Annotated in this window: 11 protein-coding genes; 5 read left to right on the forward strand and 6 right to left on the reverse strand. The window is 69.1% G+C overall.

Features of this window, described 5'->3' with window-relative positions:
* Nucleotides 1–81: 81 nt before the first annotated feature.
* Entirely contained in the window at nt 82–450 is a 369-nt protein-coding gene (locus AC3IFE_RS15700; RefSeq protein ID WP_089469078.1) for a YciI family protein, read from the reverse strand.
* 81 nt (nt 451–531) lie between these two features.
* On the opposite strand from AC3IFE_RS15700, the gene AC3IFE_RS15705 reads away from it, so the two are divergent.
* Complete coding sequence (locus tag AC3IFE_RS15705; protein ID WP_089469077.1) at nt 532–999, forward strand: MarR family winged helix-turn-helix transcriptional regulator; 468 nt, start codon at nt 532–534, stop codon at nt 997–999.
* An 87-nt stretch (nt 1,000–1,086) separates the two neighbouring features.
* Nucleotides 1,087–1,848, forward strand: coding sequence for an isocitrate lyase/PEP mutase family protein (locus tag AC3IFE_RS15710; RefSeq protein WP_489191050.1), 762 nt, complete (start codon nt 1,087–1,089; stop codon nt 1,846–1,848).
* Between the two features lie 186 nt (nt 1,849–2,034).
* Here AC3IFE_RS15710 and AC3IFE_RS15715 read toward each other — a convergent pair whose 3' ends face one another.
* Nucleotides 2,035–2,934 carry a LysR family transcriptional regulator gene (locus AC3IFE_RS15715; RefSeq protein WP_301737641.1) on the reverse strand — a complete coding sequence of 300 codons (900 nt, stop codon included), beginning with the start codon at nt 2,932–2,934 and terminating at the stop codon, nt 2,035–2,037.
* Nucleotides 2,935–3,035: 101 nt separating this feature from the next.
* Between AC3IFE_RS15715 and AC3IFE_RS15720 the strand changes: the two genes are divergently transcribed.
* Complete coding sequence (locus AC3IFE_RS15720) at nt 3,036–3,908, forward strand: aldo/keto reductase family oxidoreductase (RefSeq protein ID WP_489191051.1); 873 nt, start codon at nt 3,036–3,038, stop codon at nt 3,906–3,908.
* A gap of 57 nt (nt 3,909–3,965) precedes the next feature.
* Here AC3IFE_RS15720 and AC3IFE_RS15725 read toward each other — a convergent pair whose 3' ends face one another.
* Entirely contained in the window at nt 3,966–5,168 is a 1,203-nt protein-coding gene (locus AC3IFE_RS15725; protein ID WP_301737639.1) for an MFS transporter, read from the reverse strand.
* A 70-nt stretch (nt 5,169–5,238) separates the two neighbouring features.
* On the opposite strand from AC3IFE_RS15725, the gene AC3IFE_RS15730 reads away from it, so the two are divergent.
* Nucleotides 5,239–6,288, forward strand: a complete 1,050-nt coding sequence (locus AC3IFE_RS15730; protein ID WP_489191052.1) for an AraC family transcriptional regulator — start codon at nt 5,239–5,241, stop codon at nt 6,286–6,288.
* Between the two features lie 31 nt (nt 6,289–6,319).
* Here the strand turns inward: AC3IFE_RS15730 and AC3IFE_RS15735 are convergent, their stop codons facing one another.
* Nucleotides 6,320–6,556: a hypothetical protein gene (locus tag AC3IFE_RS15735; protein ID WP_489191056.1), complete on the reverse strand. Its 237-nt coding sequence runs from the start codon at nt 6,554–6,556 to the stop codon at nt 6,320–6,322.
* Nucleotides 6,553–8,469, reverse strand: coding sequence for a DUF3857 domain-containing transglutaminase family protein (locus tag AC3IFE_RS15740; RefSeq protein ID WP_489191054.1), 1,917 nt, complete (start codon nt 8,467–8,469; stop codon nt 6,553–6,555). Before AC3IFE_RS15740 ends, AC3IFE_RS15735 begins: the two co-directional genes overlap by 4 nt.
* Nucleotides 8,470–9,171: 702 nt before the next feature.
* On the opposite strand from AC3IFE_RS15740, the gene AC3IFE_RS15745 reads away from it, so the two are divergent.
* The gene (locus AC3IFE_RS15745) at nt 9,172–10,035 is read left to right on the forward strand and encodes a crotonase/enoyl-CoA hydratase family protein (RefSeq protein ID WP_089469070.1); all 864 of its coding nucleotides are present in this window, start codon (nt 9,172–9,174) and stop codon (nt 10,033–10,035) included.
* Between the two features lie 49 nt (nt 10,036–10,084).
* On the opposite strand, the gene pdeR is transcribed toward AC3IFE_RS15745, so the two are convergent.
* The gene (gene pdeR / locus AC3IFE_RS15750) at nt 10,085–12,088 is read right to left on the reverse strand and encodes a cyclic di-GMP phosphodiesterase (RefSeq protein WP_301737636.1); all 2,004 of its coding nucleotides are present in this window, start codon (nt 12,086–12,088) and stop codon (nt 10,085–10,087) included.
* Between the last annotated feature and the right edge of the window lie 192 nt (nt 12,089–12,280).

Consider the following 12,280-nt stretch of genomic DNA (forward strand, 5'->3'; position numbering starts at 1 on the left):
CAGAATGTCGGGAAAATGTCTGCATGCCGGGCCACTGCGCATCGAACGAAGCGACGCGCGTCGCAGGGCATCACGTGCCGCTCACGCGCCGGGAATCGCGAGCACCGGCATCACGTCGACCGACTCGCCCGGGAACAGCGTGAAATGCGGATGCCCGTCGAACAGCGCGGCGGCCGCATCGTGCGACGCCGCCCGCACGACGGTAAAGCCGGTCAACGCATTGGTCGTGTCGCGGATGCCGCCTGCATCGATGGCCTTGGTCTTGCCGAGCGGCCCGCCCAGCTCGACGATCGCGTCGCGATGCCGGTCGACCCACGCATGCCATGCGGCGATGCCGTCGCGCTCGCGCGTGCGCCGCTCGTCCTCCGGCAGCGCGAGCCATGCCTTCATCGCCGGGCTATCCTGGCTCCCGAGAAATACGGCGAGATACAACTGTTGTTGCGCACTCATGCCTTCTCCTCCGATGACGGACGCGGCAGGTTGCCGCGCCTCGACGTTGACAAGATAGGTTGATATCAACACAATTGCAACATGGCACGAAAAGAAAAGCTTCCCTTCGAAACGACGCTGATGGTGCGCGATTGCTGCCTGTGCCTGCACATGCAGCGCGCGGCCCGCAATCTCGCGCGCATCTTCGACGAGGTGCTGCGCCCGCTCGACCTCACCAACGGCCAGTTTTCGCTGCTGATGTCGTTGAACCGGCCGCAACCGGCGCCGATGAAATCGGTCGCGTCGCTGCTCGCGATGGACCGCACCACGCTCACGGCCGCGCTCAAGCCGCTCGAGCGGCGCGGCCTCGTCACGATCGTCCAGGATCCCGACGACGGACGCAGCCGCCTGCTCTCGCTGACGCCGGACGGGCACGACCTGCTGGCCGAAGCGTTCCCGCTGTGGCAGCAGGCGCACGCCGAGATCGAGCGACCGTTCGCGCCGGGCGAAGTCGACCAGTTGCGCGGCCAGTTGCGCACGCTGTCGATCGAACCGGGCTCACGCGACTGAAGCGCCGCGCGGATCGCACCGCCCGATTCGGTGGCAATATCGCTCGGCACGACAACCGGTCCGGTATCCACCCATCAGGAGACGAGCATGGGCAACAACGAGAAAGGCGCGATTTTCCGGTCGCTTCACCGCGCGGGCCAACCGCTGGCGCTGTTCAACGTCTGGGATGCCGGCAGTGCGCGTACGGCGGCCGACGCGGGCGCCGTCGCACTGGCCACCGGCAGTTGGTCGGTCGCGGCGGCCAACGGCTTCGCCGACGGCGAGCAGATGCCGCGCGCCTTCATGATGGACGTGCTGGAGCGGATCGTGCGCGCGACGGACTTGCCCGTCACCGTCGATCTCGAAAGCGGCTACGGCGAGCGGCCGGAGGACGTCGCCGAAACGATCGCGCTCAGCATCCAGGCCGGCGCGATCGGCTGCAATCTCGAAGACAGTTTTCCGGCCACGGGCGCACTGCGCGACGTCGACGAAGCGGCGGCCCGCCTCGCGGCAGCCCGGCAGGCGGCGGATCGCGCGGGCGCCGACTACTTCATCAACGCGCGCACCGACGTGTTCTTCACGGCCGCAGCCGATACGCACGACGAACGCTTGCTCGACGCGACGCTGGCGCGGGCCCGCGCGTATGCGGCCGCCGGCGCCGACGGCTTGTTCGTGCCGGGCCTGCGCGCACCGGCGCTGATTCGCGCACTGACGGCCGCGTCGCCGCTGCCGGTGAACGTGATGCGCGTGTCGGACACACCGACGATCGCGGAACTCGCCGATTACGGCGTGGCACGCATCAGTCACGGGCCGTATCCGTATCTGCAGGCGATGAAAGCGCTGGCGGCGCTGGTCAAGCAAGGCGGGTAACGGATTCGCGGGGGCAGGCGCCCTGCCGCACATCACACGACGGCATTCCGTGTAATCGGCGCCGGCTCCTGCGCGTCGGTGCTCGCGCGCTGGCCGCGGCGCGTGCAGCGCGCGCGGTCTGCTGCATCAGCAACGACGGCGCGCGGCCCCTGCTCGACGCGCACGCCACGGCGCGCCGGCCTATGCTCAGGATGCCTTGATGAAATCGATGAACGCGCGTAGCGCCGGCGGCACGAGACGCCGCCCCGGGTAATACAGAAAAGGCCCCGAGAACGGCCGCCACCATGGTTCGAGCACGGGTTCGAGCACGCCGCTGTCGAAATGCGGACGCACCCAGTCCTCGAACAGATGCAGGATGCCCGTCCCGGCGATCGCCGCATCGACCATCAGCTCCGTCGCCCCGCCGATCTGGACCAGCAGCGGCCCGGCCGGCGGCTCGACCCGCACGACCTCGCCGTCGCGCTCGAATTCCCACGGCGGCATCGCGCCGCTTGCGAAACGCCCGCGCAGGCACCGATGGCCGAACAGGTCGCGCGGATGTTGCGGCCGGCCATGCCGGTCGAGATAGCCGGGTGCCGCCGCGGTCGCGAACCGCTGGATGCGCGGGCCGATCGGCACCGCGATCATGTCCTGTTCGAGCCGTTCGTCGTAGCGGATGCCCGCGTCGCATCCGGCCGCCAGCACGTCGACGAAACTTTCGTCGGCCGTCACCTCCAGCCGGATGTCCGGATACGCATCGAGAAAGCGCGGCACGATCGCCGGCAACACGAGCCGCGATGCGCTGACCGGCACGTTGAGCTTCAGCGTGCCGGCCGGTCGGCCGCGGAATTCATCGATACCGTCGAGCGCCGCCGCCACTTCGGTCAGGGCGGGCCCGAGACGCGCGAGCAGGCGCTCGCCGGCTTCGGTGGGCACGACGCTGCGCGTCGTGCGGTGCAGCAGCCGTACGCCGAGCCGCGTTTCCAGCCGGCGCACGGCCTCGCTCAGCCCCGACGCGCTGAGGCCCGTCATGCGAGCGGCGTCGCGGAAGCCGCTCGCGCGTGCGACGGCCATGAACGCGTTCAGATCGCCCAGATCGGTTTGCATTGTTCGCCTTTTCGTACAGCCCGCGCGAATTATGCCCGCTTATCGCGCAGCCGACGCGTCCTTATGCTGAACGCATTCATCTCTTCGACAGGAGCAAAGTCATGCCCGACATTCGCCACACCGCCACCTTCAAGCTGGGCGATCGCGACGTCAAACGGATCGGCTACGGCGCGATGCAGCTTGCGGGCCCCGGTGTATTCGGCCCGCCGAAAGATCGCGAGGCCGCATTGACCGTATTGCGCGAAGCCGTCGAATCCGGCGTCGATCATCTCGACACCAGCGACTTCTACGGCCCGCACGTCACGAACCAGTTGATTCGCGACGCGTTGCATCCGTATCGCGACGATCTCGTGATCGTCACCAAGATCGGCGCGCGACGCGGCGACGACGCATCGTGGCTCCCCGCCTTCGCGCCCGACGAACTCGAACGGGCCGTGCACGACAACCTGCGCAACCTGGGGCTCGACGTGCTCGACGTCGTCAACCTGCGCATCATGTTCGACACGCACGGGCCGGCCGAGGGATCGATCGAAGCGCCGCTGACCACGCTCGTCGAGCTGCAGCGGCGCGGGCTCGTCCGGCACATCGGCCTGAGCAACGTCACGCCGGCGCAGGTCGCGCAAGGCCGGCGGATCTGCGACATCGTCTGCGTGCAGAACCATTACAACATCGCGCATCGCGGCGACGATGCGCTGATCGACGCGCTGGCCCGCGACGGCATCGCGTACGTGCCGTACTTTCCGCTCGGCGGCTTCTCGCCGCTGCAGTCGTCGACGCTGTCCGGCGTCGCGGCCCGGATCGGCGCGACGCCGATGCAGGTCGCGCTTGCGTGGCTGCTGCGTCGCGCGCCGAATCTCCTGCTGATTCCGGGCACGTCGTCGGTCGCGCATCTGCGCGAGAATCTCGCGGCGGCCGATCTCGATCTGCCGGCCGACGCGCTCGCGGAACTCGACCGCATCGCCAGCGGCGCCTGACGCAAGGACGGTCGCCCGGCAGCCCGTGCAGCGCGGGCCGCCGGGCCGCCGGGCCGCTCAGGACGCGACCACGCCGACCCGCTTCGGCACGCCGGTCACGATCGTCGCGACCGCCACCGCCAGCACGATCGCCGCGCCGACGAACACGCCCGCCGCGCCGTTCGCGTCGAACACGACGCCGCCGGCGGCCGCGCCCGTCGCGATCGCAAGCTGGATCGCCGCGACGATCAACCCGCCCGCGCTCTCGGCCTCGTCGGGCACGGTGCGCGTGACCCACGTCGACCACGCGACCGGCACGCCGCCGAACGCCATCCCCCACAACGCGACCAGCACCGCGTCGATCATCGGCGCGCGGCCGAGCACGACCAGCGCGATGCCGAGCACGACCATCAACGCCGGCATGCCGATCAGCATCGGCCGCAGCCGGTGTTCGAGCACGCGGCCCGCGAGCGACGTGCCGACGAAGTTCGCGATGCCGTAGCCGAGCAGGATCGCGGACAGCCCGTTCACGCCGACGCCCGCCACCTGTTCGAGGAACGGCCGCAGATACGTGAAGAACGCGAAATGCCCGGTGAACACGAGGATCGTCGCGAACATCCCGAGGCCGACGGTCGGCCGGCGCAGCACGTCGATCAGCGTGCGCAGCCGCGTGGTGCCGCTCGGCGGCATCGACGGCAGCGTGAGGATCTGCGACACGAACGCGATGCCGCCGAGCACGGCCGCGATCAGGAACACGTTGCGCCAGCCGATCAGGTGACCGAAGTAGCTGCCCATCGGCGCGGATGCAATCGTCGCGACCGCCACGCCGCTGAAGATGATCGACAGCGCGCGCGGCACCATCGCCGTCGGTACGAGCCGCATCGCGGTGGCGGTCGCCATCGTCCAGAAGCCGCCGAGCGCGATGCCGAGCACGACGCGGCCGAACAGCAGCACGCCCAAGTTCGGCGCGAACGCGACGGCGAGGTTCGATACGACGAGCAGCACCGAGAACACGAGCAGCACGCGCCGCCGGTCGATCGTGCGCGTGAGCGCCGAGATCAGCAGGCTCGTGACGAGCGCGACCGTGGCCGTGGCCGTGACGGCCTGTCCGGCCACGCCTTCGGTCACGCCGAGGCTGTCGGCCATCGGCGTGAGCAGGCTCGCCGGCAGGAATTCGGCCGTGACGAGCCCGAACACGCCGAGCGTCATCGCGAATACCGCGCCCCAGGCCGGTTCGCGGGGGGCCGCCGTCGAGGCGGCCGAGGAGATTCCGGGATTCATGCGGGGTTCCGTGTCGGCTAGGGAAAGTACTGATAAAGGCGTATCGTAAGGAACAGCGACAGGACGGTCTATGACATACAATCCGTTCTTGTTGATCGAACGTCCGTATCTCGTTATGCCCGATCCCCTTCTGCCCCCGATTCCCGATGCGCACGACCTCGTCAGCGAGCTGCTGCTGGGGATGCGCCTGAGCGGCGTCCAGTACCGCCGCATCCAGGTCGCGCGGCCGTTCGGGCTGAATTTCGGCCATGCGCCGGGCCGCGCGCAGTTCCATTTCGTCGTGCGCGGGCCGGTGCTGCTGCGCGACGCGTCGGGCGAGACGATGCGGCTCGAGGCCGGCGACGCGATCCTGTTGCCGCACGGCGGCATGCACGCGCTAGTGTCCGATCCGGACGTGCCGTGCCGCGAGATCAACGGCTTCGAGATCGCGAAGATCTGCGATACGGTCGCGTCGGTGGCGTCGGCCGGCGTGTCGCCCGCGACCTGCGCGGCGACGGAGCCGGGCGCCGGCGATGCGCTGATCTTCAGCGCGTGCATGGAACTCGACCTGGGCGGCATGCAGCCGCTGGTCGGCACGATGCCCGCGTTCATGCACGTGGGCACGCTGCTTGCCCGCTACCCGGAAATTCGCCCGATGCTCGACGCGATGGAGCGCGAAGCGTGCACGGCGCGCGCGGGCTTCGCGGGCATCCTCGCGCGGCTCGCGGACGTGGTCGCCGCGTTCATCGTGCGCGGCTGGGTCGAGTGCGGATGCGGCGACGCGACCGGCTGGGTCCAAGCGCTGCGCGAGCCGAAGCTCGGCCGCGCGATCGTCGCGCTGCATCGCGACCCGGGCCGCAACTGGAGCGTCGCGGAGCTCGCGACCGAAGCGGGCGTGTCGCGCTCGGTGTTCGCCGAGCGCTTCCTTGCGGCGACCGGGATGACGCCCGTGCGCTACCTGACCGAGCTGCGGATGCGGCTGGCCGCGCAGTGGATCGCGCGCGAGGGCGAGACGATCGAAGCGGTCGCGTACCGGCTCGGCTACGGTTCGCTCGCCGCGTTCAGCCGCGCGTTCAAGCGCGTGGTCGGCAAGCCGCCGGGCGCCGTGCGCGCGGACGGCGACGTGCCCGCCGAAGCGTAACGCCCGACGCGCGCCGCCGCGCCGCCCTGCGTCACTTCAACGCGTCGAGCCTGTCGACCAGCGCCGTCGCGCACTGCACGGCGAGCGCCGCGCAGTGCTCCACATCGACTGCCGCGCCGGCCGCGACCGTGCCTTGCACGATCCTGCCCAGCAATTCCTTCGAAAGTTCGGCGATCTCGTGATCCCGTTCCGTCATGATGTCCTCCTGCGCGTCGGCAATGGCGCTCACTCGCCGGTTCGGAGCGAATGCCGTGCCCGCGCCGCTCAACGCTGTTTCGCCCGCACGACGATCTGCGCCTGCGTGTCGCGCTCGATGCGCTCGAGCGACGCGCGCAGCGCCGCGAACTCGTCCGGCGTGCACACCTGACGGCCGAAATCCGCGTTCATCCGCCGCGTGACCTGCACGACGCGCGCGGCCGCATCGAACACGTAATGGGACGTGAAATCGACGAAGCGGTCGTGCACGGCCGCATCGGTCGGCAGGTCGGTCAGCACCACGCCCGCCGGCAGCGCGATCTGGCCGCTCTCGTCGAACGTGCCGCCGATGCAGCCCCACGGCTGCGTGCGGACGGGCTCGGCCAGCCACGTCTCGACCTGCGTCGCGATACCGCCCGTCAGGCTCGACAGCGCCGGCAACGCGGTCGTGCCGTCCGGCCACACGACATGATCGAGCGTGCCGGTCATGGTCACGTCGAACGGCCCGTCGGTCACGCGCCGGTCGCTGGTCGACAGTTGCGCGCGGCCGCGCAGGCCGCTTTGCCGCAGGCGCTCGTTCGCCAGTTGCGCAATGCGGTCGCGCGGCGCGCGGCGAAACAGGTTGCGTTCGAGTTCGGCGGTCCAGCCGTCGTCCCGCACATACGCCTGAACACGCGCGGCGCCCGGCTGCGCGGCATCGATCGCGATCCGCGCGGTGCGGGCGCGCGGCTGCGTGGCCGGCGTGCGCGACAGCACGCCCGTATCGACGAGCAGCGCCGGGCGATCCATCACGATCGGCGGCAAGTAGCCGAACGCGATGCCGGCCGTCGTCGTATCCGCGTAGAGCGCGAGATCGGGCAGCCACGTGATCGCATGATTGATCGCGCCGCCGCCGTAGCCGGGCACCGACGGCAGCGTGTACACCGCGCCGAGATTGATCAGCACCGGCTCGCTCCGAATGCCGACCGCCGCGAGCAACGCGCCGAACAGCGCGACGTGATCCTTGCAGTCGCCGTAGCGGTTGCGCAGGATGTCGGTCACGCGATGCGGCGCGGCGGCCGTTTCGCCGAGAAACAGCCCGACGTAGCGCACGTTTGCCTGCACCCAGTCGTACAGGATGCGCGCCTTGTCGCGCGGATCGGCGGCATTCGCCGTGAGCGCGCGCGCCAGTTGCACGACCGCCGGATCGTTCGCGCTCGGGTCGACGGCGGCGTTGCGGTAGCGCGCGGCGAACGCCGCGTAGTCGGGCAGCGTCGACACGACGAGCCGGTCGCCGTAGGTCGGGTAGCCGACCGCGCCGCGCTCGATGCGATCGTACGCGCCATGCCGGTAGTCGAATTCGTAGCGCGTGCGGCCGTTCGCCGTGACGGGCGGCAGCGCGACGTAGCCGCGCGCATCCGCATACAGCGGCATGTCGGCCGGCAGGTCGAAGATCAGCCGCTGGCTGTCGACCGGCTCGCGCGACGGCTCGACGGTGTAGCCGAAGTAGCCGCGATTGACCGGCTTCGTGCGGGTCTTGCGGAACGCGACGCGGGTGCTCGACCCGGCCTCGACGCCGGGGAACACGACGGTGCGCAGCAGGCCGTCCTGGAACGTCGGCGCGCCCGCCGAGCGCGGCTCCTGCACGTCGCGGATGGCGTCCGCGCCGACCGGATGCGCGACGCCGTCGCGGTCGATCGTCTCGGCCGCGAGCAGCTCGACCTTCTCGAGATTCTTGTCGAACCAGACGTAGCGCTGCGCGACCGCGTCGATGCCGTTCGCGTCGTTCGCGCGCAGCGTCGAATCGTCGTGCTCGTCGAGCGAACCGTCGTGCTGGATCACGAATTCGTGGACGTCGCTGACGAGCGTGACGGGCGCGGCATCCGCCGCGTCGGGCATGTCATGCAAAGGGTCCGCGTCGCCCGTGTCGGCCACGGCCGTACCCGCGCCGAACGCCACGGCGCACGCGAACAGGCAGGCGGTCCATCGGGAAGGAAAACGCACCACGTCGAAGTTCTCCGCGCGTTCGTTGCCGGACGTCGGCGCCGCGCGCCGTGCGGAAGTCGTCCCGCGTGACGCGTGCATGACGGCCGCCCGCGCCACCCGCACGCGGGCCGTCGTGCGAGCCAGTGTGGGCGACGTGCCGGCGAGCGTCAAGCCGCGCCATCGGGAAGGAGCCATCGTGCCGATCGACGGCGCTTTCGACATCGGTTGACCGCGTGACTGCGCTCGCGTGGCTGGGTGTGAGCGGGTTCGGCATCTTGCCGACGGCGCGGCATCTCGATGCGGCAGCATTCGGAACCGATCGACACCGCGCGGCCATGCGCGCCGCGCGATCCCTCACGCTCCCGGCGAGACGAGCCGCCCCTACGCCGGTCGCCCGAACCCGCAACGACTGATCGGCGTCAGGACGCCGTTTTCGGCGCGTCAGCGACCGGCGACGCCGGCCGCGTCGTCGCCGCCGCGCCCCGCGCCCGCCCCCTCCGACCCGCCGACCTCGGCACCTCGTTCCGCCGTCCGTCGCCCCCCGTCGCTTCGCCCGAACGCGATCCGCGCCGGCGTCCCGGTCGTGCGTTTTTCCCCGCAATTCGACATTTGTGCGCGGGCAACAATGGCGATGCCTCGCGCCAGGCGCCATGCAGGCGACCCGATTCCCGCATGGCGCCTGGCGCGGCGCGCGTCAAAAACCACAACTCACGAGGACATACCATGCAACTCCAATCTCATCCGGCATGCCGCCCGTTTTACGAAGCCGGCGAACTCTCGCAACTGACCGCCTTCTACGAAGAAGGCCGTAATGTCATGTGGATGATGCTGCGATCGGAGCCGCGGCCGTGTTTCAACCAACAACTCGTCACCGACATCATCCATCTCGCGCGCGTCGCACGCGACTCGGGCCTCACGTTCGACTTCTGGGTGACGGGCTCGCTCGTCCCCGAGCTGTTCAACGTCGGCGGCGACCTGAGCTTCTTCGTCGACGCGATCCGCAGCGGCCGGCGCGATCAACTGATGGCCTACGCGCGCTCGTGCATCGACGGCGTGTACGAGATCTACACGGGCTTCGGCACCGGCGCGATCTCGATCGCGATGGTCGAGGGCAGCGCGCTCGGCGGCGGCTTCGAGGCCGCACTCGCGCATCACTACGTGCTCGCGCAGAAGGGCGTGAAACTCGGGTTCCCCGAGATCGCGTTCAACCTGTTCCCGGGCATGGGCGGCTATTCGCTCGTCGCGCGCAAGGCGAACCGCGGCCTCGCGGAATCGCTGATCGCGACCGGCGAAACGCATGCGGCCGAGTGGTACGAAGATCAGGGGCTGATCGACGAGACGTTCGACGCCGGTGATGCGTATCTGACGACGCGCACCTTCATCGACGTGGCGAAGCCGAAGCTGAACGGCATCCGCGCGATGCTGCGCGCCCGCGAACGCGTGTTCCAGCTGTCGCGCTCGGAGCTGATGGACATCACGGAAGCGTGGGTGCATGCGGCGTTCACGATCGAGCCGAAGGACCTCGCGTACATGGAACGCCTGGTGATGCTGCAGAACCGGCGCGTGTCGAAGCTGCGCACGGTGTAATGCGACGGGCGCCGCCGATGGCCGGCGGCGCCTTTTTCCGGAACGACGCTCAGGCGATCAGCCTGAGCTTTCTCGTCTCCGCGAGCCACGCCTCGAACGCCTGCGCCGGCATCGGCCGCGCGTAGTAGTAGCCCTGCGCGTGATCGACGTCGAGCTGCTTGAGGAATTCGGCTTCCGCATGCGTTTCGACGCCTTCGGCGACCACCGCGAAATTCAGCGCCTTCGCGAGCGACACGACCGAGCGCACCAGCGCCTGCGAGCGCGGATTGCGGTCGATGGCCGTGATGAAGGTGCGATCGAGCTTGATCGCGTCGAGCGGCAGACGCGACAACTGCGACAGCGACGAATAGCCGGTGCCGAAATCGTCGAGATGGATCTCCGCGCCGAGCTGGCGGAACTGCCGCATCAGCCCGATGGCCGCCTCCTCGTCCTCGATGAAGCAGCTCTCGGTCAGCTCGATGTCGAGCAGGCCGGGCTTCAGCCCCGCGCCGTCGAGAATCGACGCGAACTGGTGGACGATGTTCATGTCCTGCAACTGCCGCGCGGACACGTTCACCGCGATCCGGATGCCGAGCCCCTTCGCCTTCCACGCGGCGGCCTGCGCAGCCGCGGTGCGCATCACCCAGCGCCCGAGCGGCGCGATCAGCCCCGACTCTTCCGCGAAACGGATGAACTCGATCGGCGCGACGAGGCCGCGATCGGGCGACTGCCAGCGGATCAGCGCCTCGACGGCATGCACGTCGCCCGTCGCGATGTCGACGACCGGCTGGTAGTACAGCACGAACTGCTCTTCCTCGAGCGCCTTGCGCAGGTTCGTGTCGAGCCACATGTACTTCGCGACCTTCTGGTTCATCTCGAGCGAGAACACGCGATACGTATGCTTGCCTTCCTCCTTCGCGACGTACATCGCGGTGTCGGCGCAGCGGATCAGCGTCTCCAGCGAATCGCCGTGCTGCGGATACATCGCGATGCCGATCGAGCAGCTCGTGTAGACCTCCATCAGCCCGAGATGGATCGGCGTGCGCAGCCGTTCGAGGATGATCTGCGCGGTCGCCTCGAGCAGCGGGCGCGTGCCGTGTTCGAACAGCACGAGGAATTCGTCGCCGCCGAGCCGCGCGAGCGTCGCGCCGGACGGCAGGCAGCCGCTGATGATCGCCGACACGTCCTGCAGCAGGCGGTCGCCGGTGATGTGCCCGTAGTGATCGTTGACGCGCTTGAAGTTGTCGAGATCGAGGAACAGGATGCCGACCTGGCCGTGCGTATTGGCGTCCTCCTGCGCGATCGCCGCATGGATGCGCTCGCTGATCGCATGGCGGTTCGGCAACCCGGTGAGCACGTCGGTGTTCGCGAGCTCGGTGAGCCGGTGCTGCGCGTTGCGCTCCTCGGTGATGTCGATGCCCGAGCAGATCAGGAACTGCTCTTCGACGCCGCTGCCGCTCTGCACGAACTTGTTGCGGAACTGGAACAGGCGCGGCCCGTTGACCGTGTTGATGTAGCGCTCGACCGCGAACGGCTGGTTGCTCGCGAAGAAGCCCGTGATGTTGGTGCGCGACTGCGCACCCTGCTCCGGGCTCATGAACAGCTCGAACGCGCTGCGGCCGATCACGTCGACCTCGCGCTTGCCCGTCACTTCCTCGCACAGGCGGTTGAAGCGCTGCACCATCCCGTTGCGGTCGAGGATCACGACGAGCGAATTCACTTCCGACACGACCTGTTCGGCGAACGCGAGCCCGTGCGACAGGTCGCCGGCGACCGACTCGGTATCGGAATAGGCGGACGCCGTGCCGGCCCAGTCGACCGTATTGACCTTCCTGCCGACGAGATGGAGGCTGACCGGGCTGCCGAACAGCACGATTTCGAGCACGAGGTGCGACGTGACGCCGGTCAGCGCGCGGATGCGCGCAGCCTGTTCGACCGTCAGCGCGACCGCGACGTTGGTCAGGCCGCGGACCGCGGCCAGTTCGAGTGCATTGCTGTCGCTGCCGAGACGCCAGCAGGGGCTGCGCGTACCGACGTGCGCCTCGAGCACCGCGCTATCGTTTTCGTCATCCATGGACACGCCCCGATCCAAAAAAAACGCACAGTGTAGACGGAGGCGAGTGACCCCGCCGCCTTCCCGGGCCGCGCGGCGCGCCTACCCGGCAGGGCTGCCGCGATTGCCATGACAGCGGCCTCGTCCCGTCCTTGTTTGCAGCTGATGCGACCGGCGTTCGCGCGTGATGCGCGCAGGTTCTGCCTTACGAAT

The sequence above is a fragment of the Burkholderia sp. APQ4-4ca genome, assembly GCF_057837105.1.

Excerpts from the sequence above, each read along its gene's own strand:
- AC3IFE_RS15720 (WP_489191051.1), top strand. The coding sequence starts at position 3,036 with ATGCCCGACATTCGCCACACCGCCACCTTCAAGCTGGGCGATCGCGAC.
- AC3IFE_RS15710 (WP_489191050.1), top strand. The coding sequence starts at position 1,087 with ATGGGCAACAACGAGAAAGGCGCGATTTTCCGGTCGCTTCACCGCGCG.
- AC3IFE_RS15705 (WP_089469077.1), top strand. The coding sequence starts at position 532 with ATGGCACGAAAAGAAAAGCTTCCCTTCGAAACGACGCTGATGGTGCGC.
- AC3IFE_RS15700 (WP_089469078.1), bottom strand. The coding sequence starts at position 450 with ATGAGTGCGCAACAACAGTTGTATCTCGCCGTATTTCTCGGGAGCCAG.
- AC3IFE_RS15725 (WP_301737639.1), bottom strand. The coding sequence starts at position 5,168 with ATGAATCCCGGAATCTCCTCGGCCGCCTCGACGGCGGCCCCCCGCGAA.
- pdeR (WP_301737636.1), bottom strand. The coding sequence starts at position 12,088 with ATGGATGACGAAAACGATAGCGCGGTGCTCGAGGCGCACGTCGGTACG.
- AC3IFE_RS15730 (WP_489191052.1), top strand. The coding sequence starts at position 5,239 with ATGACATACAATCCGTTCTTGTTGATCGAACGTCCGTATCTCGTTATG.
- AC3IFE_RS15715 (WP_301737641.1), bottom strand. The coding sequence starts at position 2,934 with ATGCAAACCGATCTGGGCGATCTGAACGCGTTCATGGCCGTCGCACGC.
- AC3IFE_RS15745 (WP_089469070.1), top strand. The coding sequence starts at position 9,172 with ATGCAACTCCAATCTCATCCGGCATGCCGCCCGTTTTACGAAGCCGGC.